The sequence below is a fragment of the Caballeronia sp. LZ029 genome, assembly GCF_031451275.1.
Classification (GTDB): domain Bacteria; phylum Pseudomonadota; class Gammaproteobacteria; order Burkholderiales; family Burkholderiaceae; genus Caballeronia; species Caballeronia jiangsuensis.
Genome location: NZ_JARUXO010000046.1, coordinates 1 through 386, shown reverse-complemented (window position 1 = coordinate 386; position 386 = coordinate 1). Strand labels below are relative to the sequence as shown.

1 protein-coding gene is annotated in these 386 nt (G+C 60.1%); it reads left to right on the top strand.

The window, feature by feature from the left end; all coding sequences use genetic code 11:
* On the top strand, positions 1-386 hold a 386-nt coding region (locus tag QCE73_RS33980), incomplete at both ends, for an HD domain-containing protein (RefSeq protein WP_309885333.1).

Here is a 386-nt window from a genome sequence, read left to right as displayed (position 1 = left end):
GGCATTGCCATTCCCGACAGCAAGCTGGCCCGCGAAATCACGGAATTCATTCGCGACACGGAGACCGAACTTCTCTTCAATCATTCGAGCCGCGTGTATTACTTCGGCGCACTGGCCGGACAGCATCGCGGCCTTACGTTCGACGCCGAATTGCTCTATGCCGGCGCGATGTTCCACGATATCGGCCTCATGCCGTCGCACAGCAGCACGAACCAGCGATTCGAAGTGGACGGCGCCAACGCCGCGCGAGACTTTCTGAAGCAACGGGGAATCAGCACTCAGGATATCGACCTCGTGTGGACATCCATCGCGCTGCATACGACGCCAGGCGTGCCCGAGCATATGCATCCGGTGATCGCCCTCGTGACGGCCGGTGTCGAGATGGA